General features: G+C 70.2%; 21 protein-coding genes and 1 riboswitch. Of the genes, 7 read left to right on the top strand and 14 right to left on the bottom strand.

What is annotated here, in order from left to right; genetic code table 11:
- Nucleotides 1-114: 114 nt before the first annotated feature.
- Nucleotides 115-296, top strand: a riboswitch (cobalamin riboswitch).
- Between the two features lie 91 nt (nt 297-387).
- From ACQHGV_RS02600 to cobS, 4 genes are read left to right on the top strand one after another with little or no spacing between them, the layout of a single operon-like run.
- Complete coding sequence (locus ACQHGV_RS02600) at nt 388-795, top strand: DUF1636 domain-containing protein (RefSeq protein ID WP_440979321.1); 408 nt, start codon at nt 388-390, stop codon at nt 793-795.
- On the top strand, nt 792-1,802 hold the full coding sequence (cobT, locus tag ACQHGV_RS02595; RefSeq protein WP_440979320.1) for a nicotinate-nucleotide--dimethylbenzimidazole phosphoribosyltransferase: 1,011 nt from the start codon (nt 792-794) through the stop codon (nt 1,800-1,802). The genes ACQHGV_RS02600 and cobT overlap by 4 nt, the downstream gene beginning before the upstream one ends.
- Nucleotides 1,799-2,356: a histidine phosphatase family protein gene (locus ACQHGV_RS02590; protein ID WP_440979319.1), complete on the top strand. Its 558-nt coding sequence runs from the start codon at nt 1,799-1,801 to the stop codon at nt 2,354-2,356. Before cobT ends, ACQHGV_RS02590 begins: the two co-directional genes overlap by 4 nt.
- A complete protein-coding gene (gene cobS / locus ACQHGV_RS02585; RefSeq protein ID WP_440979318.1) occupies nt 2,353-3,069 on the top strand; it encodes an adenosylcobinamide-GDP ribazoletransferase in 717 nt (238 codons plus the stop codon). Before ACQHGV_RS02590 ends, cobS begins: the two co-directional genes overlap by 4 nt.
- Here cobS and ACQHGV_RS02580 read toward each other — a convergent pair.
- From ACQHGV_RS02580 to ACQHGV_RS02570, 3 genes are read right to left on the bottom strand one after another with little or no spacing between them, the layout of a single operon-like run.
- The gene (locus tag ACQHGV_RS02580) at nt 3,054-4,508 is read right to left on the bottom strand and encodes a cobyric acid synthase (RefSeq protein ID WP_440979317.1); all 1,455 of its coding nucleotides are present in this window, start codon (nt 4,506-4,508) and stop codon (nt 3,054-3,056) included. The genes cobS and ACQHGV_RS02580 overlap by 16 nt on opposite strands.
- Entirely contained in the window at nt 4,496-5,434 is a 939-nt protein-coding gene (gene cbiB, locus ACQHGV_RS02575) for an adenosylcobinamide-phosphate synthase CbiB (protein WP_440979316.1), read from the bottom strand. Before cbiB ends, ACQHGV_RS02580 begins: the two co-directional genes overlap by 13 nt.
- Nucleotides 5,427-6,416 carry an aminotransferase class I/II-fold pyridoxal phosphate-dependent enzyme gene (locus tag ACQHGV_RS02570; protein ID WP_440979315.1) on the bottom strand — a complete coding sequence of 330 codons (990 nt, stop codon included), beginning with the start codon at nt 6,414-6,416 and terminating at the stop codon, nt 5,427-5,429. Before ACQHGV_RS02570 ends, cbiB begins: the two co-directional genes overlap by 8 nt.
- Before the next feature lie 27 nt (nt 6,417-6,443).
- Between ACQHGV_RS02570 and cobU the strand changes: the two genes are divergently transcribed.
- Complete coding sequence (gene cobU, locus ACQHGV_RS02565) at nt 6,444-6,968, top strand: bifunctional adenosylcobinamide kinase/adenosylcobinamide-phosphate guanylyltransferase (protein WP_440979314.1); 525 nt, start codon at nt 6,444-6,446, stop codon at nt 6,966-6,968.
- Nucleotides 6,968-7,567 (top strand): cob(I)yrinic acid a,c-diamide adenosyltransferase, encoded by a 600-nt coding sequence (gene cobO / locus ACQHGV_RS02560; RefSeq protein ID WP_440980114.1) that lies wholly within the window; start codon nt 6,968-6,970, stop codon nt 7,565-7,567. The genes cobU and cobO overlap by 1 nt, the downstream gene beginning before the upstream one ends.
- A gap of 497 nt (nt 7,568-8,064) precedes the next feature.
- Here the strand turns inward: cobO and cobF are convergent, their stop codons facing one another.
- The 6 genes from cobF to cbiE are packed head-to-tail and all read right to left on the bottom strand — an operon-like array spanning nt 8,065 to nt 13,153.
- A complete protein-coding gene (gene cobF, locus ACQHGV_RS02555; RefSeq protein ID WP_440979313.1) occupies nt 8,065-8,829 on the bottom strand; it encodes a precorrin-6A synthase (deacetylating) in 765 nt (254 codons plus the stop codon).
- Nucleotides 8,826-9,548 carry a uroporphyrinogen-III C-methyltransferase gene (cobA, locus tag ACQHGV_RS02550; RefSeq protein WP_440979312.1) on the bottom strand — a complete coding sequence of 241 codons (723 nt, stop codon included), beginning with the start codon at nt 9,546-9,548 and terminating at the stop codon, nt 8,826-8,828. Before cobA ends, cobF begins: the two co-directional genes overlap by 4 nt.
- Nucleotides 9,545-10,852, bottom strand: coding sequence for a cobyrinate a,c-diamide synthase (locus ACQHGV_RS02545; protein ID WP_440979311.1), 1,308 nt, complete (start codon nt 10,850-10,852; stop codon nt 9,545-9,547). The genes cobA and ACQHGV_RS02545 overlap by 4 nt, the downstream gene beginning before the upstream one ends.
- Nucleotides 10,849-11,613 carry a precorrin-4 C(11)-methyltransferase gene (gene cobM / locus ACQHGV_RS02540; RefSeq protein WP_440979310.1) on the bottom strand — a complete coding sequence of 255 codons (765 nt, stop codon included), beginning with the start codon at nt 11,611-11,613 and terminating at the stop codon, nt 10,849-10,851. Before cobM ends, ACQHGV_RS02545 begins: the two co-directional genes overlap by 4 nt.
- Nucleotides 11,610-11,960, bottom strand: coding sequence for a cobalamin biosynthesis protein (locus tag ACQHGV_RS02535; RefSeq protein WP_440979309.1), 351 nt, complete (start codon nt 11,958-11,960; stop codon nt 11,610-11,612). Before ACQHGV_RS02535 ends, cobM begins: the two co-directional genes overlap by 4 nt.
- Nucleotides 11,954-13,153, bottom strand: coding sequence for a precorrin-6y C5,15-methyltransferase (decarboxylating) subunit CbiE (gene cbiE / locus ACQHGV_RS02530; protein WP_440979308.1), 1,200 nt, complete (start codon nt 13,151-13,153; stop codon nt 11,954-11,956). The genes ACQHGV_RS02535 and cbiE overlap by 7 nt, the downstream gene beginning before the upstream one ends.
- Here cbiE and ACQHGV_RS02525 point away from each other — a divergent pair.
- Nucleotides 13,152-13,898, top strand: a complete 747-nt coding sequence (locus ACQHGV_RS02525) for a cobalt-precorrin-6A reductase (protein ID WP_440979307.1) — start codon at nt 13,152-13,154, stop codon at nt 13,896-13,898. The two genes, cbiE and ACQHGV_RS02525, sit on opposite strands and share 2 nt — an antisense overlap.
- Here ACQHGV_RS02525 and cobJ read toward each other — a convergent pair.
- From cobJ to cobN, 5 genes are read right to left on the bottom strand one after another with little or no spacing between them, the layout of a single operon-like run.
- Complete coding sequence (cobJ, locus tag ACQHGV_RS02520; protein WP_440979306.1) at nt 13,874-14,623, bottom strand: precorrin-3B C(17)-methyltransferase; 750 nt, start codon at nt 14,621-14,623, stop codon at nt 13,874-13,876. The two genes, ACQHGV_RS02525 and cobJ, sit on opposite strands and share 25 nt — an antisense overlap.
- Nucleotides 14,620-15,345 (bottom strand): precorrin-2 C(20)-methyltransferase, encoded by a 726-nt coding sequence (gene cobI, locus ACQHGV_RS02515; RefSeq protein WP_440979305.1) that lies wholly within the window; start codon nt 15,343-15,345, stop codon nt 14,620-14,622. Before cobI ends, cobJ begins: the two co-directional genes overlap by 4 nt.
- Nucleotides 15,342-15,971 (bottom strand): precorrin-8X methylmutase, encoded by a 630-nt coding sequence (locus tag ACQHGV_RS02510; RefSeq protein WP_440979304.1) that lies wholly within the window; start codon nt 15,969-15,971, stop codon nt 15,342-15,344. The genes cobI and ACQHGV_RS02510 overlap by 4 nt, the downstream gene beginning before the upstream one ends.
- Nucleotides 15,971-17,092, bottom strand: a complete 1,122-nt coding sequence (locus ACQHGV_RS02505; RefSeq protein WP_440979303.1) for a cobalamin biosynthesis protein CobG — start codon at nt 17,090-17,092, stop codon at nt 15,971-15,973. The genes ACQHGV_RS02510 and ACQHGV_RS02505 overlap by 1 nt, the downstream gene beginning before the upstream one ends.
- On the bottom strand, nt 17,089-20,394 hold the full coding sequence (cobN, locus tag ACQHGV_RS02500; RefSeq protein WP_440979302.1) for a cobaltochelatase subunit CobN: 3,306 nt from the start codon (nt 20,392-20,394) through the stop codon (nt 17,089-17,091). The genes ACQHGV_RS02505 and cobN overlap by 4 nt, the downstream gene beginning before the upstream one ends.

Raw genomic sequence — 20,394 nt, 5'->3', positions numbered from 1 at the left:
CGCCCCCGTGTCGCGATGCGGCCAGCCGCGACACCCCTCCGTCAGGCCTAACGGCCTGCCACCTCCCCGTGCCGGGGAGGAATAGGGCTGTTGCCTCCCATTCCCCACGCGCCTATCGCTGCCGCCGCGACAGGTTCCCCTCGGGGATCAAAAGGGAACGGGGTGCGATACCCCGGCTGCCCCTGCAACTGTAAGCGGCGAGCCATCCGCCATCACGCCATTGGGGCTTTCCCGAGAAGGCGGCGGAGCGGCACCGACCCGCGAGCCAGGAGACCTGCCCGTCGCCGTCGTCCTTCGACCGGACAGGGTGTGCCGGGCGGAACGGGGCATCCCCTCGCGCGGGCGACAGCGCCTTTGGAGACCTGTCCCGATGACCGAGCCTACCCCATGCTGAAACCCGCCGCGAACGGCCCCGCCGTGGTCGCCTGCAACACCTGCCGCCTGTCCGACGAGGCGCGCGAGAATGACGAGGGCAAGCGCGGCGGCGCGCTGTTGGTCGAGGCGTTGCGCGCCGTCCAGGCCTCCGACCCAGCCTATGCGGGTGTCGCGGTGGAGGAGATGCCCTGCCTCTTCGCCTGCCAGTCCTTCTGCACCGTCCATCTGCGCTGCCCCGGCAAGGTCGGATACGTCATGGGCAAGTTCACCCCCGATGAAGACGCCGCGCGCGCCATATTGGATTATGCGAGAGCCTATGCCGATAGCGACTGGGGCCAGGTGCCGTACAAGCAATGGCCGCAAGGGGTGAAGGGCCATTTCCTGACCCGCACACCGCCCGAAGGCTTCGTGGTCGAATGATCGCCTTTCCGACCGTCGCCAGTTTCGAGACGACGCTGGCCGCGCTGCCCCAGCCCGATGCCAGCGCGCGCGACGCCGCCGCGCGGCGCCAGGGACAGCTGACCAAGCCGCCGGGGTCGCTCGGCCGGCTGGAGGACATCGCCATCTTCATGGCCGGCTGGCAGGGACGCGAGCGGCCCCGGATCGTGCGGGGGCGCGTGGTGATCTTCGCCGGCAATCACGGCGTCGTCGCACGCGGGGTCAGCGCCTTTCCTGCCGAGGTGACCGTCCAGATGGTCGCCAACTTCCACGCCGGCGGGGCCGCGATCAACGCGCTGGCGGCGGCGGCGGGGCTGGACCTGTCGGTCGTGCCGCTCGACCTCGACCGGCCGACCGCCGACTTCACCGCCGCACCCGCGATGAGCGAGGCGGACTGCCTGGCCGCGCTGTCGGCGGGGGCGGCGGCGGTCGGCGATGCCGATCTGCTGGTGCTGGGCGAGATGGGGATCGGCAACACCACCCCCGCCGCCGCGCTCGCCGCCGCCAGTTTCGGGGGTGATCCCGCCGACTGGGTCGGCCCCGGCACCGGGGTCGATGCACAAGGCCTGTCGCGCAAGGCGGCGGTGGTGGCCGAGGGGCTCGCGTTGCACGCCGAGCATCTGACCAGCGCGTTCGAGATCCTGCGCCGGCTGGGCGGGCGCGAGATCGCCGCCATGGCGGGCGCGGTGCTCGCGGCGCGCATGAAGGGCGTGCCCGTCGTGCTCGACGGCTTCATCGGCACCGCTGCGATCGCCCCGCTGGCGCTGGTCAATCCGGGGATCACCGCGCATTGCCTGGCGGGGCATTGCTCGGCCGAGCCGGGGCATATCCGGCTGTTGCAGCGGCTGGAGCTGGACCCGATCCTGTCGCTCAACATGCGGCTGGGCGAGGCGAGCGGCGCGGCGGTGGCGGTACAGGTCATCCGCGCCGCGCTGGCCGCGCATGACGGCATGGCGACCTTCGCCGAAGCGGGCGTGGCGAGCGCGTGACGGCCTTCCGCCTGCATCTGCTTCGCCATGGCGAACCCGAACAGACGGGGCGGATGCTGGGGCGGACCGACAGTCCGGCGACGGCGACGGGCATCGCCGCGTGTGTGTCGCGCGCGCGCGGGCTGAGCGTCGCCCGCCGCATCGCCTCCGACCTGTCGCGCGCGCGCGCCTGTGCCGAGGCGATCGGACCAACCGAGGTCGATGCCCGCTGGTGCGAACTGGATTTCGGCGACTGGGACGGCCTGGTGCCCGCGTCGATCGACCCGGCGGCGCTCGGCCGTTTCTGGGACGACCCCGATGCCGCAGCCCCACCGGGAGGCGAGCGTTGGTCCGATCTGGTGGCGCGGGTCGGTGCCGCGATCGCCGAACTCCCGCCAGAGCCGACGCTGATCGTCACCCATGGCGGCGCGATGCGCGCGGCGCTGCATGTGCTGTGCGGCTTTGATGTCCGTACCGTCTGGGCCTTTGCGCTGCCCTATGCCAGCCTGTTGACGCTGGATGTGTGGGACGGCGCACCGCGCGCGGGGCAGGTCAGCGGGCTGGTGACCGCATGACGCCGCTGATCCTGGCGCTGAGCTTCCTCACCCGCCTGCCCATGCCGCGCGTCGAGGCCGATGAAGCCGATTTCGCCGCCGCGATCCGGCTCTATCCGGTCGCGGGGCTGGTTATCGGGGCGATCGTCGCGGGTGCCTTGCGGCTCGGGGCGATCGTCGACCCCTGGGCGGGGGCGCTGGCGGCGCTGATCGCCTGGGTGTGGGTGACGGGCGCGCTGCATCTCGACGGGCTGGCGGACCTGTCCGATGGATTGGGGGCGGCGCATGGCGACCGCTCGCGACTGCTGGCGGTGATGGCCGATCCGCATATCGGCAGCTTCGGCGTCGTGACATTGGTGATGCAGTTGCTCGCCAAGCTGGTGCTGCTTCACGCGCTGGCGCTCGCCGCCTGGCCGATCGTCGCGCTGATCCCGGCGGCGGCGCGGGTCGGGCCGCTGATCTGGGCGCGCGTCCTGCCGCCGCTGCGCCCCGCTGGGCTGGGCGCGCTGGTGTCGCGCGCGGTGCGGCCGTTCGACATGATCGCGTGGATCATGACCGTGCTGATCCTGGGGCTGGTCTATCCGCCGCTGGCCACCGCGCCGCTGGCGATCATCGCGCTGTCGCTCTGGTTCCGGCGCAAGCTGGGCGGCGTGACCGGCGACGTGCATGGCGCCGGCATCGAGCTGACCGAGACCGCCTTGCTCCTCGCCGCCGTCCTCTACGCCCGGCCCTGAGCGATCCGCAGCAGCGCGTCGCAATCGACATGCGCCTCCAGCACGGCGGCGATGGCGTCGAGCGCGGCGTCGACATCGGCGCTATGATCCGGCCCCTGCCCCGCCACGCCGATCCGCGCCAGCCACGCCGCCCGCTGCCCGGCCTCTCCCAACAGGCCGTGAATATAGCTCCCCGCGACCAGCCCATCGGCGCTGATCGCTCCCTCCGCCCGGCCATCCGCCAGATGCCCGACGGGACGCGCGGTATCGGGGCCGCTCGTACGACCCAGATGGATTTCATACCCCGAAAAGGACGCGCCTAGCGCCGCGCCCGTCACCGGCCGCACCGTCTTCTCGCCCGTCAATACCGTCTCGACATCCAGCAGCCCCAGCCCTGCGACGCTGCCCGCCGGTCCCTCGATCCCGTCCGGGTCGGCGACGACACGGCCCAGCATCTGGTATCCGCCGCACAGGCCCAGCACCGGCCGCCCGCGCCGGTGATGCGCGGCGATGTCGATGTCCCAGCCTTGTTGACGGATAAAGGCCAGGTCGGCGATGGTCGCCTTCGATCCCGCCAGCACGATCATCGCGGCATCGGGAATGGGCTGGCCGGGGCGGACCATGACCAGATCGACCTGCGGCTCCAGCCGTAGCGGATCGAGATCGTCGAAATTGGCGATGCGCGGCGTGATCGGACAGGCGATGACGATCCGCCCCCCGGCACCGGCGTGGCTGCGCTCCAGGATGACCGCATCCTCGCTCGGCAGGCGTGCCGCGTCGGCCAGCCAGGGGATCAGCCCCAGCGAATGCCAACCGGTATGCTCGGCGATCACCGCCATCCCGTCGGCGAACAGCGCCGGATCACCGCGAAACTTGTTGACCAGAAAGCCCCGGATCAGCGCCGCATCTTGGCGGTCGATCACCGCCTTGGTCCCGACCAGCGAGGCGATCACCCCGCCCCGGTCGATGTCCCCCGCCAGCACCACCGGCACGTTCGCCGCGCGCGCGAAGCCCATATTGGCGATGTCGCCGCTGCGCAGGTTCACTTCCGCAGGCGAGCCTGCGCCCTCGACGATCACGAGGTCGCATTCCGCCTCCAGCCGGCGATAGCAGTCGACGACTTCGGGCAGCAGCCCGATCCGCCCCTCGCGCCATTTCGACGCCGGCAGCATCCCGCGCACCTGCCCGCGCACGATCAATTGCGAGGTGCGGTCGCCCTGCGGCTTGAGCAGCACCGGGTTCATGTCGACATGCGGCGTCACCCGCGCCGCCAGCGCCTGCGTCGCCTGCGCCCGCCCGATCTCGCCGCCGTCCGGGGTCGCGGCGGCATTGTTGCTCATATTCTGCGGCTTGAAGGGCCGGACGCGAAGCCCACGATTGGCGAAAGCCCGGCACAGGCCAGCGACCAGCACCGACTTGCCCACGTCCGAGCCGGTGCCCTGGATCATCACGCCAGCCATGCGACGCCCCCCGCGATCACCCACAATAGCAGGCAGGCGCGCGCATAGATTTGCAAGGCGGTCACGATGTCGCGTGGCTGAGCGACCCGCCCCTCGCGACCGATCCATAGCTTGATCTGGGTCACGCCATCATAGGCGACCGGCCCGGCGAGTGCGACGCCGAGTGCTCCCGCCATCGCCGCCTCGGGCCAGCCCGCATTGGGTGAGGCGTGTGCGCGCGCATCGCGCTTCATCACCGCCCAGCCGCCCGCGCCCGCCATGCATACCAGCACGCCTGCGATCCGCGCGGGCACCCAGTTCGCCCCGTCATCGATCCGCGCCGCCGCCCAGCCGAACGCCCGCCAGCGCGGCTCCTTATGCCCGATCATGCTGTCGGCCGTGTTGATCGCCTTGTACATCCACACGCCCGGCAGCCCGAGCAGCAGCAACCAGAACAGCGGCGCGACGATGCCGTCGCAAAAGCTCTCCGCCAGCGTCTCGATCGCGGCGCGCGATACGCCCGCCTGATCCAGCCGTTCGGTGTCGCGCCCCACGACCCGCGCGATCAGCGCCCGGGCGGCGGACAGGTCACCACGCAGCAGCGCATCGGCCACCGGCCGCACATGGACATACAGGCTACGCTGCGCGAGCGCGGGCCAGGCGAGCAAGGCGCTGGCGATCCAGCCCCAGCGGCCGAGCCACAGATGCACGGCGTGGTCGATCCCCCAAGCTATCCCGCCCGTCAGCGCGATCAGCACGACCATGGTCAGGACACCCAGGCCCCGCCGGAGGCCCTCCGGCCGCTCGGGACGATTGCCGAACCGCTCGGCCAGATTCAGGAACCGCGCGAATGCCCCGACCGGGTGGCCAACACGCGCATAAAGCCGGTCGGGCCAGCCGATCGCGGCATCGAGCGCCAATGCGACCAGAGCGACGGGATCAGCCATGCCGCAACGCCCTATCCAGTCGATCAAGCTCCGCCGCTGCGGCGGGAACGCCAAATCGGAGTCGTTCCGGCGCATCGGCGAAGGGACGCACCAATATGCCCGCCGCCGCCAGTCGCTGGAAGATCGCGGCGGCGTCCGGCGTCTCGACCATGCGGAATAGCGGACAGGCCCCGCGCGCGGTCAGGCCATGACGCGCCAGCACTTCATCCATGGCACTGGCCCGCTCGACCAGCGCGATCCGAGTCGCCGCGATCCAGTCTCGATCGGCATAGGCCGCACTGCCCCACGCCATCGCATGCGCCGACACCGGCCAGTCGCCCAGCAGGTCGCGAAGCCGCGCCAACACCGCTGGTTCCGCGATTACGAAGCCCAGCCGTACACCCGCCAACCCGAAGAACTTGCCGAACGACCGCAGCACCACGACTTGATCGCCACCGACAAACCCGCTTCCCGGCATCGCATCGGCAAAGGCTTCGTCGAGGATCAGCCACCCCCCCGCCCGCTCTTGTGCCGCCGCCAGCCGGGCAAGCTGCTCGGGCGAGCGATGGACGCCATCGGGATTGTTGGGATTGGCGATCAACAGGCTTCCCGCATGCCCCGTCCAATCGTCCAGCGCGGACTGATCGACCCGCGTGGAAGCCACCGCCCCGTGCGTGCCATAGCTCGGCCGAACCGCAACGATCGGCTGCGGCAAGCCCAGAAGCGGCAACAGGCGAAGCGCCATCTCGCTGCCCGGCACCGCCGCGATCCGCTCCGCCGCGACGCCGAAATGCGCCGCCGCCAGCGCTTCCAGCTGGGCAAGCGCGCTGCGATCCGGCAAAGGCGCGGCATCGACCTCAAGCCCCTCTGGCGGCTTCCAAGCCACTGGATTGATGCCCGTCGACAGGTCCAGCCAGGGCGCAGGCGCGTTCGGGAACAACGCCTTGGCCGCGTCGATCCGGCCGCCATGATAGGTCAGCGCGGCCATGGGGGCTTGCGTCATCGGCCCGCTCCCGCGATGCGGAGCGGCATGACGACGCCCCGCACCATTCTCGTCCTCGGCGGTGCCCGGTCGGGCAAGAGCCGCCACGCACAGGCGCTGGCCGAAGCGATGACGCCCACCGGCTGCTTCATCGCGACCGCGCAGGCATGGGACGACGAGATGCGCGACCGCATCGCGCGGCACCAAGCCGATCGCGACGAACGCTGGACGACCGTGGAGGCCCCTTTGGCTTTGCCCGAAGCTATCGCCCAGCATAGCCGCGCCGACCGGGTGCTGCTGGTCGACTGCCTGACCTTGTGGCTGACCAACCTGCTGCTCGGCGAGGCCGATCTGACGGCGGCCGGCGATGCGCTGGTCGTAGCGCTGGCGAACGCGCCCGGCCCGGTGGTGCTGGTCAGCAACGAGGTCGGCTTCGGCATCGTGCCCGACAATGCGCTGGCCCGACGCTTCCGCGATGCGCAGGGCACGCTCAACCAGCGACTGGCGCGCGTGTGCGATGCGACCGATCTGGTCGTCGCCGGACTGCCGCTCAGGCTTTCAGGAGAAAAATGATGCGAACCGACGCCGAACATGCCGAGCGCATGGCCAAGAAAAAGGCCGCGCAGGACAGCAAGGTCGCCGCACGCGATGCCGAAAAGGGCCTGATCATCGTCCATACCGGCAAGGGCAAGGGCAAGACGACCGCCGCGCTGGGCATGGTGATCCGCGCCGTCGGCCACGGCATGCGCGTCGGCATGGTCCAGTTCGTGAAGGGCGCGATGACCACCGGCGAAGCGGCAGTGCTGGCGCGCTTTCCCGAGGTCGATTTCCACGCGATGGGCGAAGGCTTCACCTGGAACACGCAGGACCGCACCCGCGACATCGCTACCGCGCGGGGTGCGTGGGACGAGGTCAAGCGGATGATCGCCGATCCGTCCTACGACCTGATCGTCGCGGACGAGCTGAACATCGTGCTGCGGTACGATTACCTGCCGGTCGACGAGGTGCTGGAAGTGCTGGGCACCAAGGGGGCGATGACGCATGTGGTCATTACCGGACGCAACGCGCCCGATGCGCTGATCGACGCGGCGGACTTGGTGACGGACATGACGCAGGTGAAGCACCCCTTCCGCGAACAAGGCGTGAAGGCGCAAAAGGGCATCGAGTTCTAGAGAAGGATGACATGAGGTGGATTCGTCATTGCGAGCGTAGCGAAGCAATCCAGAGCGTCTTGCCTGGACACTGGATTGCTTCGCTACGCTCGCAATGACGGCTTGGGTCAAACTGACGTTATCCCGCTCTAAGCCTACGCAAGGATAGGTGCACCACACGACGTCTGGCCTGTGGCCCTGCCCACCCCAAACCCAGTCGCGGGTGAACGATGCCCCGCATCGTTCAGGCCATGCCGGGGGCAAGGCCGACCCGCAACGCGCCTGCGGGAGGGGAGATGCTCGGGACGAAACGATCCGCATTAAGCCCCTCCTCCCGGTAGGGGGGAGGGGTTTGGGGTGGGGGTTAAGCCACGGGCGACTCAGCTTGGGGCGGGCCCCTCCCCCAGCCCAGTTGCGGGTGAACGATGCCTCGCATCGTTCAGGCCATGCCGGGGGCATGGCCGACCCGCAACTCGCCTGCGGGAGGGGAGCAGCGCGTGGCAGAGGGGAGGGCTCCATCACGCCCCTTCCCCCACCAAATCCCCACCCCGCCGGAGCAGGTACACGTCCATGATCCAGCCATGCGCACGCCGCAGTTCCGCCCGGCGTGCGACGATCCGCTCGGCGACATCCGCCAGCCGCCCGGACTCGATCGCTTGCTGCGCCATGCCCAGATACGCCCCCCACCAGATCGCGACATCCGGCTGGTCCAGCGTCATGAACGCGCACCCCCCATCGAGCATCACCGCGACACTATCCGCCCCCTCGGGCCAACCAGTTTCGCGCAGCCGCCGCCCGGTCGTCACCATCACCGGCGCCCCGACCGCGTTGAAGGGAACGGCATGCGCCGCACATAACACCTGGAGGCTGGTGATCCCCGGCACCACCGTCACCCGCTCCACGGAGGCCAGGCGCCGGGCGATACGGATCGTGCTGTCGTACAGCGACGGATCACCCCAGACGAGCAACGCCACGCGCCCGCCTCCCGGCAGATGCGCCGCGATCTCAGCCGCCCAGCGTTCGGCAATCGCATCGTGCCAATGCTCGACCGTATCGAGATAGGCTCCTTCGGCCGCGCGCACCGGCAGGTCGAACTCCACCACCTGTGTCGCCGTCCCCGCCAACACCTGCGCACAGATGTCACGGCGCAGGTCGATCAGCTCGGCCTTGTCCTCTTTCCGCGGCAGCAGGATCAGGTCGGCGGCGCGCATCGCGGCCTCCGCCGCACGAGTCAGATGATCGGGATTGCCCGTGCCGATGCCGATCAGGTCGAGATGGATCACAGATCCTCCATCAGCGGGCCGTAGAGGATCAGCGCCGCCTTGTCCGACACGCCCTCTGCCAGTTGCGCCGCCAGCGCGCCGATGGTGGCGCGGGTCAGCCGCTGGTCGGGACAGCCGACATGCTCGGCCATCAGCGCAGGGGTTTCCGGCGACAGGCCGTGCGCTATCAACGCTTCCGCCAGCGCAGGGAAGGTGCGCTTGGGCATGAACACCACCGTCGTCGCGCTCGCATCGGCCAGCGCCGCCATGTTGCGGTCGGCGGGCAGCGCGCCGGTGACGTCATGGCCGGTCACGAACTGCACGCGCCGCGCCTCGTTGCGCCGGGTCAGTGGAATGCCCGCCGCCGCCGCCGCCGCGCTCGCCGCGCTGACGCCGGGGACGATCTCATAAGGAATGCCCGCCGCCTTCAGCGCGACGATCTCTTCCTCCAGCCGCCCGAAGATGCCGGGATCGCCCGACTTCAGCCGGACGACGCGTTTGCCGCTCAGCGCATGATCGACCAGCAGCCGATCGATCTCGCCCTGTTTGGGCGAGGCGCGCCCCGCGCGCTTGCCGACCGCGATCAGTTCGGCGTCGGGGCGGCAATGGCTCAGCATCGGCCCGGCGGCGAGGTCGTCGAACAACACGACATCGGCCGCGCCCAGACAGCGCACCGCCTTCAGCGTCAGCAGCTCCGGGTCGCCCGGCCCTGCGCCGACGAGGGATACGAACCCGCTCACCACCAGCGCGCCACCAGATGGAAGAAGGTGCCGGTCACCTGGCCCCGCCGCGATCCGGTTTCCGGTACGGCGTCACCTTGCGCATCGACGACATGGGCAAGCGGCGCATCGGGCTGTTCCAGGACGGTCGAATAGTGAAACTCATGCCCGCCCAGCACCGCACCCTCGGGCATCCCCGCCACCTCGCTGAGCAAGGTCGCACGGCGATAGCCCAGATGCATTTTGCGCTTGGCATAGCTGGTGACGAGGCTGAGCAGCCCGGCCATCCGGTGACTGACGCCCGCCGCATCGATGAGTGCTTCGCCCAGCGCCATATAGCCGCCGCACTCGCCATGGATCGGCTTGGTTGCGGCATGGGCGGCGAGCCCGGCGCGGAACCGCTCCGCCGCCGCCAGCCGTCCGGCATGAAGCTCGGGATAGCCGCCGGGCAGCCAGACCAGATCGGCCGAGGCGTCGGGGGCTTCGTCGGCCAGCGGTGAGAAGGGCAGGATCTCCGCACCGCCTGCGCGCCAGCCCTCCAGCATATGCGGATAGACGAAGGAAAAGGCCGCATCCTGCGCCAGCGCGATCCGCTGGGCGGGCGGTGGCGGGAGCGTGCCGGATATGGGCATGGCGGGCTTGGCATAGGCCGCCACGCGGATCGCCTCCAGATCGACATGCGCGGCCAGAAACGCCGCATAGTCGCCGATCAGCCGGTCGAGTTCGGGATGCTCGACCGCCTGCACCAGCCCCAGATGCCGCTCGGGCAGGACCAGATCGCCGCGCCGGGGCAACGCGCCGAAGACCGGCAGGCCGATCTCCTCGAAGCCGAGCTTCGCCAGCCGCTCGTGACGCGGGCTGGCCACGCGGTTCAGGATCACCCCCGCCACCCGCAATTCGGGGTCGTAGCGCGCGAAGCCCAGTGCGGTCGCCGCCGCCGACTGGGCCTGGCCCGACACGTCGATGACTAGGATCACCGGCCAGCCCATGCGCTTCGCCGTCTCCGCGCTGCTGCCCATGCCCGTCGCGCCGGGCTTGGCGACGCCGTCGAACAGTCCCATCGAGCCTTCCGCCAGCACCAGATCGGCATCCGCCCCGCGCTGCCCCAGCGTATCGAGCAACGGCGAAGGCATCGCCCAGCCATCGAGGTTGAACGACGCCCGCCCGCAGGCGGCGCGATGAAAGGCGGGGTCGATATAATCGGGGCCGCTCTTGAACGGCTGCACGCTGAGCCCCGCATCGCGGAACGCGCGGAGCAGGCCCAGCATCACCGTCGTCTTGCCGGTGCCCGAGGCGGGCGCGGCGATCATCAATCCCGATGTCATGTCAGGCTGTTTCCGGGACGATAGCGGCGGTCATAGCCCTCGGCATATAACCGGCTCTCGGCGAAATCGCTTGGCGCGAGGACGCGGCCGACCAAAATCAGCGCGGTCCGCTCCGGTCCATCGGCGGCGGCTTCCTCGATAGTGGCGAGCGTCGCCCGGACGATCCGCTGCTCGGGCCAGCTCGCGCGCCAGACGATCGCGACGGGGCAGTCGCTCCCGTAATGCGGGGTCAGGTCGGCGACGACCTTGGCCAGATTATGGATCGACAGATGGATGGCCAGCGTCGCCCCGGTCGCGGCAAAGGCAGTCAGAGACTCGCCATCGGGCATCGCGCTGGCACGACCGGGGGTGCGGGTCAGGATCACCGACTGGGCGATACCGGGCAGGGTCAGCTCGCTCTCCAGCACCGCCGCCGCCGCCGCGAAGGACGGCACGCCCGGCGTCACCGAGACGGGGATGCCCAGTTCGCGCAACCGTCGCACCTGCTCGCCCATTGCCGACCACACCGACAGGTCGCCCGAATGGAGCCGGGCGACGTCCTGCCCCTTGGCGTGGGCGTCCGCGATTTCGGCGATGATCGCGTCGAGCGTCATCGGCGCGGTGTTCACGATGCGCGCCCCGGGTGGACAATGGGCGAGCACCGCCTCCGGCACCAGCGACCCGGCATAGAGACAGACCGGGCAGGCCGCGATCAGGTCGCGGCCCCGCAGGGTCAGCAGATCGGGGGCGCCGGGTCCGGCGCCGATGAAATGGACAGTCATGATTCAGGTCCTTGGGCAATGGCGCAGGTCGCCATGCGGTCGGAGGAGATTACACGGGCAACGACGATCCGCGCGTCCGGCCCGGCGGCGGCAAGCGCCACGGCTTCGGCGACGCTGCCCACGCCACGCGTGGCCAGGCTGACGGTCGAGCGGGTCGGGGTGTCGATGCCTTGCAACAGGTCGGTGGCAATGGGGTGGACCGCCATCTCACCGGCGAATGGCGCGATCACTCCCGCGCGATCGGCGGGCACGGCTAGTGCATCGGGATGCATGCCGGTCGCCGCCAGCGCGCTGCGGAAGGACTCGACCGTCGCCTCTGCGCGACATCCGAACCCCGCGATCACCATGCGGCGTTCCATTGCACGATGGGATAGCTCGCCTTCCATCCCCGCTTGGTGCCGAGCGGACGAGCCCGCGCCAGTTCGATGCGCAGCAACTCACCTCCGTATCGCGCATGACATTCGGCCAGCAGCACCTCCGTCTCCAGCGTCACGGCATGGGCGACCAAGCGACAGTGCGGCAGAGTCCGCAACGCCTCGACCAACGGCCGCGACAGGCCGCCGCCGACGAACACCGCATCGGGGTGCGGACGCTCGGCCAGTTCGGCGACCGCATCGCCCTCGACCAGTTCCAGCCGGTTCAGGCCCAGCCGCGCCGCATTGTCGGCGGCGCGGGCGAGGCGGTCGGGATCGCGCTCGAAGCCGATGGCGCGGGTGGTCGGGTCGCTCAGCAGCCATTCGATTGCGACTGACCCCGATCCGGTGCCGATGTCCCACAGCAACTCGCCGCGACATGGGGCGAGCGCGGAGAGCGCCAGCGCGCGGACCGGGCGCTTGGTGATCTGTCCGTCATGCGCGAACCAGTCGTCGTCGAGGCCACTCGCGCAGGGCAGAACGCGCCCCGCTCCGGCAGGCTCGATCGCCACCGCGACCGGATGGGCGATGTCGGTCCAGTCGAGCGCATCCGCCGTGCACCGCCGCACGCGCTCGCGCGGCCCGCCCAGCGCCTCCAGCACCGTCAGCGCGCTGTCGCCGAAGCCCTGCTCGGTAAGCCATGCGGCCAGCCCGGTCACCGAAGCGCCGTCGCGCATCAGCGCCAGGACGCGTTGTCCCGGCGCCAGATAGGGGCGCAGCATCTCGACGGGCCGCGCGTGCAGGCCGACGCTCTGGATCGTCTCGACCGGCCAGCCCAGCCTTGCGGCCGCCAGCGACAGGGTCGACGGTGCCGGATGGGCGACCCACTCGCCCGGCTCCAGATGACGGGTCACGACCGACCCCGCGCCGAACCAGAAGGGATCGCCCGAGGCGAGCATCACCACCCGCTCGCCCCGCCGCTCCAGCAGCAGGGGCACGCCCTCGGCGAAGGGCACCGGCCAGACGATCCGCTCGGCGCGCCCCGCCTTGGGCAGCAGCGACAGGTGACGCGATGCGCCCATCACGCTATCGGCGGCCTCGATCGCGGCGCGGGCGGAGGCGGTCAGGCCGTTCCAGCCATCCTCGCCGATCCCAACGATCGTCAGCCACGCCTGGGAGTCAGCCATGCGCCATATCCTTCTGCTCGGCGGCACAACCGAGGCGAGCGCCCTGGCCACAGCACTGGCCGCGCGTGGCGAGCGCGCGGTGCTCAGCTACGCGGGCCGCACCGAACACCCGCGCGCGCAGGCGATCCCGACGCGGGTCGGCGGATTCGGCGGCGTGGAAGGACTGGCGAACTATCTGACGCGGGAAGGCGTGACCCATCTGGTCGACGCGACCCACCCCTTCGCCGCGCGGATCAGCGCCAATGCCATCGCGGCGGCGGAGCGCGCAGGCGTGAAACTGCTGGCGCTGACCCGGCCCGAATGGGTGGATGGTCCCGGCGATCGCTGGACGCGTGTGGCGGATACCGAGCAGGCGGTGGCCGCGCTTGGGCACGATCCGGCGCGCGTCTTCCTCGCACTGGGGCGTCAGACAATTGGCGATTTTGCTGGCGTGCCGCAGCATTTCTATCTGCTGCGCTTCGTCGATCCTGCCGAGCCCTCCGCTCTGCCGCACCATCGTCTGGTGGTGGATCGTGGTCCCTTCACGCTGGCGAGCGAGTTGGCCCTGCTGCACGAACAACGGATCGACATCGTTGTCGCCAAGAATGCGGGCGGCTCCGGCGCGCGGGCGAAGCTGGATGCGGCGCGCGAATTGGGCCTGCCGGTCGTGATGATCGACCGCCCCTTCATCCCGCCCCGCCCGCAGGTGAGCAGCGTCGCGGCCGTGTTGGACTGGCTGGATCACGGCGTCGTCCGGGGCGTGTAGAGGATCGGCCGCCCAGCGTGCGGGATCATCCGCGTGCGGCTGGAGCCGATGATGACGACGGTACGCATATCGGCCATCTCGCCGCGTGCTTCGGGCAAGGACACGATGCGCAAATGCTCCTCCGGCGTCGAAACGGCCCGGGCGAACAATACAAGCCGCTCGTCGCCGCATGTCTCGCAGAGCAGCGCGAAGGCGGCGTCCAGCGCGTCGGGCCGCGCCTTCGAGCGGGGATTATAGAGCGCGATGGCGAAATCCGCTTCCGCCGCGAGTGCCAATCGACGCTCGATCAGCGCTTGCGGTTTCAGATTATCCGACAGGTTGATCGCGCAGAAATCATGCCCCAGCGGTGCCCCCGCCCGTGCACTGGCTGCCAGCATCGCGGTGATGCCGGGCAGGACGCGGATGTCGAGGTCGTGCCAGCGCGCAGGATCTTCCTCGACCCGCTCAAAGATCGCCGCCGCCATTGCGAACACCCCCGGATCGCCCGAGGACACAACAACCACGCGCTGCCCGGCCTCGGCCATCTCCAATGCGTGGAGTGCGCGGTCGCGCTCGACCCGGTTGTCGCTGGCATGGCGGGTCAGGCCGGGCCGCTCGGGCACGCGCGCGACATAAGGGATGTAGCCGACGACATCGGTTGCCTCGGCCAGTGCCGCCGACACCTCGGGCGTGACCATTGCCTCCGCGCCGGGTCCCAGCCCGACGACGATCAGCCAGCCACTCATGGCCGACGCCCCTGGCCATGGATCAACGCGATCGAGAAATAGGGGGCGGGTGCGTCCTCGACTTCTGCCAGACGGCGCACGCGTTCCCCGGCTTGCGCGGCATGTTCGACCAGCCATGCCTGCTCCGTCCGCCCCGCCGCCGCGATGGCGCGGCGCAGCTTGGGTAGGTGGCGGCCGATCTTCATGACGACCAGCGCGTCGGTCTCGGCGATGCGGCGGGTCAGTTCGGCCTCGGGCAGGGTCGCCATCGCGACGGTCAGCACATCGTCGCCCCAGGTGATCGGCGCGCCGCTGGCGGTCCAAGCGCCCGACATGCCGGTGATGCCGGGCACGACCGCGACGGGGGCGTGGTCCTTCAACCGGCTGTGCAAGTGCATGAACGACCCGTAGAAGAACGGATCGCCTTCGCACAGCACGACGACATCCTCGCCGCCCTGCACTAGCGACAGGATATGCGCGGTGCATGTCGCGTAGAAGGCCGACAGGCATTCATTGTAACGCGGGTCGGTGAACAGGATCTCGGTCGTGACCGGATAGTCCATCGGATATTCGACCACATCGCCGCGCAGCATCCCGTCGACAATGGTCCGCGCATGGCCGCGCCGTCCGCTTTTACGAAAATAAGCGACATGCCGCGCGCCGCGCACGAGGCGGTCGGCGCGGACGCTCATCAGGTCCGCCGCGCCCGGCCCCAGGCCGACGCCGTGAACGGTCCCCGTCATTCGGCGCGGCTCGCCAGCGCGTTGATCGCGGCCACGGTGATCGCGCTACCGCCGGGGCGGCCCTTCACGATAACACAGGGGACGGGTTGGGCATCCCAGAGCGCGTCCTTCGACTCCATCGCGCCGACGAAGCCGACCGGACAACCGATGATCGCTGCCGGGCGCGGGCAGTCGGGGTCTTCCAGCATCGTCAGCAGATGGAAGAGCGCGGTCGGCGCATTGCCGATCGCCACTAAGGCGCCTGCCAGATGCGGCCGCCACAGCTCCAGCGCGGCGGCGGAGCGGGTCGTGCCCATCTCCTTGGCGAGCACGGGCACCGAAGGATCGCGCAACGTGCAGATCACCGGATTGTCGGCGGGCAGGCGCGCGCGCGTCACACCCTCGCTGACCATATGCGCATCGCACAGGATCGCCGCGCCGTTCGCCAGCGCCCGCCGTCCCGCGACCGCGAAGCCGGCCGAGAACTGGATCGACGGCGCCAGCTCGACCAGCCCGGCGGCATGGATCATGCGCACCGCGACCGGCTCTTCCTCCGCGTTGAAGCGGGTCAGCTCCGCCTCGGCGCGGATGATGGCGAAGGACTGGCGATAGATCGCCGCGCCATCGGTTTCATAAACGTACGACATCAACAGGCTCCGAGAAGCGCGACCGCCCGCTCGGGCGTCAATCCGGTGTGAAGGGGCGCGGCCCCGGCGCGGGCATTGCGCGCCAGATCGAACGCCCCCGCCCGCCCGGTCAACACCCAGTCCGCCGCCCGTGCCCGTGCGCAGCCCTTCGCGCAACCCGAGACGTGCAGACGGCCTTCGATCAGCGGCGCGAGTCGGGCGGCAAGATCGCGGGTCGCGACGCTGGCCTGTGGGCAGGCGGGCGCGCCGACACAGGCATCGACATGGAGGATGGGGCTGTCGGCCAGCAGCATTCCGAGGGCTGGTGCCGGGGCGATGCCCTCCGCGATCAGGAGCCGCCAAGGGGTAAGGCGAACGGCGCAGTCATGGGTGCGGACAAAGGCGGCCAGCGACGCGGCATCAATCCGGCCGAAAGGCAGGCCATAGACCGCACCGATCGGATGCGCACCGGGCTGCATCGTTGTACCCGTTGCAGGTACGGCGTTCCCTTTAGCCCAGTCGGGTAGCATGGCCTCGTGCCGCGCCATCCGCCCGGCGGCGGCTCCGTCGCTGTCGGCGAACCAGTGCGCCAGCCGGATCAGCGCATCGACGGCATTCGAGCGGGTCACAGTCACGCCGCTTGCCCGGCCATCGGCGCGCATCAGCAACTCGCCCGTCACGCTCCGTTCGATTCGAAAATCGCCCGGCGCCTGCACCAGCATCGGCGCAGTCCCCGCATCGACCACGAACCCCAGCTTGCCGGGCAAGTCGGGTAGTTCGGCCAGCCGAGCACGCAATTCGCTGGCGATGGCATGGGTGTCGTCGCTTTCACGCCAGTCGGGGTTGAGCAGGATCGCCCCGCGCCCCTCCCGCACCGGATCGGGATCGACCAGCCCCATCGCCTGCAATGCCTCGATCAGCCCCCGCCAACCCGCTTCGGTGACGCCGCGCAATTGAAGGTTGGCGCGCGACGTCAGGTCGATCTGGCCATTGCCATGGGCGTTCGCGGCCTCGCAAAGCCCTTCGACCTGCGTCGCCGTCAACCGAGCCAGCGGCGGACGGACGCGGACCAAGAGACCATCGCCCGCCATCATCGGGCGGAACGCATCGGGGCACCAGCCCCTGACCTCGAACCCGCTCATGCCGCGCCGTCCAGCATCGCCAGCACCGAATTGCGCCGCGTCCGCCACAGCCCGGCCCTATGAAGCGCCGCAAAGCGCGCCTCCATAGCCGCCAGCGCCGCCGGGTTCGCCAGCGCCATGAAGTCGCGCACTTCGTCGCGGGCCAACGTCGCATCCCAGTACAAATCGATCAGCGCGGCGGGCACCACATCGGCCAGATGCGCGAAGCTGCCCAGATGGTCGAGCGTCGCGGCGATCTCGGCCGCGCCCCGGAAACCATGCGCCATCATGCCCGCCACCCAGCGTGGGTTGGCGGCGCGGGCATGGACGGTGCGGGCGATCTCCTCGGCCAGCGTCCGCGCCTTGGGGCTTTCGGAAACGCGCGTGTCGAGATGATAGAGCGACGCCGCCCCCTCGCCGACTGCCGCGCGCGCCGCCGCGAAACCGGCCTGATGCGCGGCATAGTCGGCGGCGAGCAACAAGTCGCTCTCGGGCAGGTCATGGACATGAACGAAGGCCTGCGCCCCCGCCACCCGCGCCGCGATCCCTGCCGCATCGCGCCGGTCGCCATCGTCGAGCGCGGTGGCCGAGGCGGCGAGCCAGCTTTGCCCCGCCTCGATCCGCGCGGCCTCGTCATAGCCCGCCTCCGGGTCCAGCCCGATGCCGTAGCGGCCCGGCGCCGGGCCATAGACGCGCGGAGTCGCCTGTCCCTTGAACGGATTCCAGTCCGCCTCTTCGTCGCGAGCGGCCAACGCGCGCACCGCCTGCCCGAACAGTGCGACCAGATGCGGGAAGGCGTCGCGGAACAGCCCCGACACGCGCAACGTCACATCGACGCGCGGCCGGTCGAAGCGCATCAGCGGCATCACTTCGAACCCCGTCACCCGCTCGGACCGGTGGTCCCAGACCGGCTCGACCCCGATCAAGTGGAGCGCCATGGCGAATTCCTCGCCAGCGGTTCGCATCGTCGCCGATCCCCAGAGATCGACGATCAGGGTACGCAGGTAATCACCCTCCTCCTGCATGTGGCGGCGGAGCAGTTCCTCGGCGAGCTTGACGCCCTGCGCTTGCGCGGCTCGGCTCGGCACGGCGCGCGGATCGATGGCGTAGAGGTTGCGCCCCGTGGGCAGCACATCTGTCCGGCCGCGATAGGGCGAACCCGAAGGCCCCGCCGCGACGCGCTTTCCGTCCAGCCCGGCGAGCAGCCCGGCGCGTTCCGCAACGCCCTGCTCGCCGCGCCCGAAGACGTGCAGCCCTTCGCCGAACTGGCTGTCCTTCACGTCGCAGACGAAAGCGTCGATCCGGGCGAGCGGATCGTCCGCCCCTGCCAACCCCAGCGTTTCGCCCAGCCCGACGCTCTCCGCTTCCTCGGCAATCAACCCGCGCAGCCGGTCGCGCCGCGCGGGGTCGAGGCCATCGGCATTGGCATATTCGTCGAGCAGCGCCTCCAGCCGCCCCAGCCCCGCGCCCGTCTCCGCCTGGACCAGCGCCGGGGGGACATGCCCGATCGTCACCGCGCCCAGACGGCGCTTGGCCTGCGCCGCCTCGCCCGGATCGTTGACGATGAAGGGGTAAAGGACCGGCCAGTCGCGGGTCAGCGCCTCGGGCCAGCAGGCATCGGACAGCGCGACCGCCTTGCCGGGCAACCACTCCAGCGTGCCATGCGCGCCGACATGAACAAGCGCGTCGATCCCTTGCGCACGCAGCCAGAGGTAGAAGGCGACATAGGAATGGCGCGGGCAGCGGGAGAGGTCGTGATAATCGTCGGCGCGCGCCTCGCGCCGCCCGCGTTCGGGCTGGAGTGCGACGATCGTCTTGCCGAGGGTGAGGGCGGGGAAATGGAACTGGTCGCCCTCGATCAGGGGGTCGTCCTCAACCGCGCCCCAGCTTTCGAGCAGGTCGGCGCGAAGGGTTTCGGGCAAGCTGGCCAGCGCCTCGCGATAGGCGACGACCGGCCAGGCGATGCGGTTTCCGATCAGCGCGGCGGGCAGGTCGGCGCGCGGGGCGGTGTCATACCCGGCGGCGCGCAGATCTTCGAGTATGGCCTGCGTCGAGGCAAAGCCGTCCAGCCCGACCGCATGCGCCGCCTGCCAGTCCTTGCCCGGATAGGTGGACAACAGAATCGCCAGCCGCCGCTCGGCCATCGGGGTCGCGGCGAGCTTCGTCCAGCCCGCCACCCGGTCGGCGACCGCCGCGATGCGGGCCGGCTCGGCGCGGTGGAGGCGGAGCGCGACGTCGAAATCGGGGTCGCGCTCGCCGGGCTGCTTGAAGCTGACGACACCCGCGAACAGTCGTCCGTCGATCTCGGGCAGCACGACATGCATGGCGAGGTCGGCAGGCGACAGGCCGCGTGCCGAACCCTCCCAGCCTTCGCGGTCGCTGGTGGCGAGCGCGACCTGAAACACCGGCACGCCCGCGCCGTCGAGCGGGGTGGCGTCGTCCTCGCCGCGTGCGGAAAAGGCGGTGGCGTTGATGATTGCTGCGGGGTTTAGGGCCTTGGCCCAGCGCGCGATCCACGGGCCTGCGCCCTCGGCTTTGAGCGAGGGGACGAACAGGGCGATGGGGTCGAAGCCGCGTTCGGAGAGGGCGGTGTGGAGGGCGGTAATGGGTTCGAGGTCGGCGGCGGCGAGATAGGCGCGGTAGAAGGTGATGACAATGCGGGGGCGGTTTTGGTGCAGCAGGGCGGCGGCGGGGCAAGCGACGCCTTTGGGCGACCAACCGCCAACGGGAGCCATTTGAAAGCCCCTCTCCCGGCAGGGGGAGGGGTTGGGGAGGGGTAAGGCCGCAGGCGACATCGCTTGGGGCGAGGGCCCTCCCCCATCCCCTCCCGCCTGCGGGAGGGGCGTGCTCGCGGCGAGGGTGTCCAATGCTTCTGCCGCTGCCTGCGCCCCGCCCGCATCGCACAACGCCGTCAACCGCCGAACCAACCCGGCAGCCACCGTCGACGCCGCTGCCAGCCGCCGGTCCTCACGCCCGTCCGCCGCCAGCACCGCCAGCGCGATGCCCCGCTTGCGCGCCAGCCGCTCCACCTCGCGCAGGCCGTAATCCCAGTATGCCGCGCCGCCGATCAACCGGATCAGGATCGCCTTCGCATGAACCAGAGTCTGCTCGACATAGGTGTCGACCGACAGCGGATGGACCAGCGCCGCCAGATTGGCGAGCCGCAGCGACCAGGGGAATCCCCCCGCCCGCCAGCCCGCCGCAAAGGCGCTGAGGTCGCTGTCGGAAAAGGACAGCACCACCACGTCACCGGGGCGCTGCCCCAGATCCTGTGGAACGGCCTGTTCCTCCAGCCCATGGCTCTCGCGAAAGACGAGATGCAT

Origin of the sequence: Sphingomonas pseudosanguinis, assembly GCF_052056765.1 — a bacterium.
GTDB lineage: Bacteria > Pseudomonadota > Alphaproteobacteria > Sphingomonadales > Sphingomonadaceae > Sphingomonas > Sphingomonas pseudosanguinis.
Note: the sequence above shows the minus strand (reverse complement) of the source record. Positions and strands in the feature narration are given on the sequence as shown.